This is a genomic window from Agrobacterium sp. MCAB5, assembly GCF_052114365.1.
Classification (GTDB): domain Bacteria; phylum Pseudomonadota; class Alphaproteobacteria; order Rhizobiales; family Rhizobiaceae; genus Agrobacterium; species Agrobacterium tumefaciens.
The window spans coordinates 1-595 of the sequence record NZ_JBFREP010000144.1 but is presented as its reverse complement, the minus strand read 5'-3'; the positions used below and the strand labels follow the sequence as shown (position 1 = coordinate 595).

The 595-nt window shown below is 54.6% G+C and carries 1 protein-coding gene; it reads left to right on the top strand.

Translation table 11 applies throughout. The features are described 5' to 3' along the window. On the top strand, window positions 1-561 hold a 561-nt coding region (locus tag AB4Z23_RS27870; RefSeq protein ID WP_441361225.1), incomplete at its 5' end, for a porin. Window positions 562-595 lie beyond the last annotated feature (34 nt).

The following is a 595-nucleotide window of genomic DNA, read 5'->3' as shown; positions in this document are numbered from 1 at the left end:
GACAGGTTCAATTCCGTTCGTTACACCTATGAAGCGGGTTCTTTCTGGGCTGGTGTCTCGGTTGACGAACTCGAAGGTATCGCGGTCGGCACGTTCAACAAGAACAACAACACAAGTAACAATGTCGGCGTCGTTGTTGGCGCTGGCGCGAAGATCGATAGCGTCTCTCTTCAGCTCATCGGTGGTTATGACACTGACCGCGAAAACGGCTCTGTTCGCCTGATCGCAACAGCTGGTGTTGGTCCTGGCACGTTTGGCCTGTCTGGTGTTTGGGCTTCCGGCGCAAACGCTTACTACAATGCTTCCGAGTGGGCTGTTGCTGCCGAATACGCCATCAACGCAACCGACAAGCTGAAGATCACCCCCGGCTTCCAGTACTACAGTGGCTACGGCCTCGTCTCGTTCGACAAATTCTCGAACAACGACGCCTGGAAGGCTGGCCTGACGGTTGACTACAAGATCACGGACGGCCTCTCGGCAAAGGTTGCTGCAAACTACCTCGACGTCGACACCAAGCCTGAAGCCTGGACCGGTTTCGTTCGCCTGCAGCGCGCATTCTAATAGCCATAAGAAAAAAGCCTAAACCGGGTTAGAT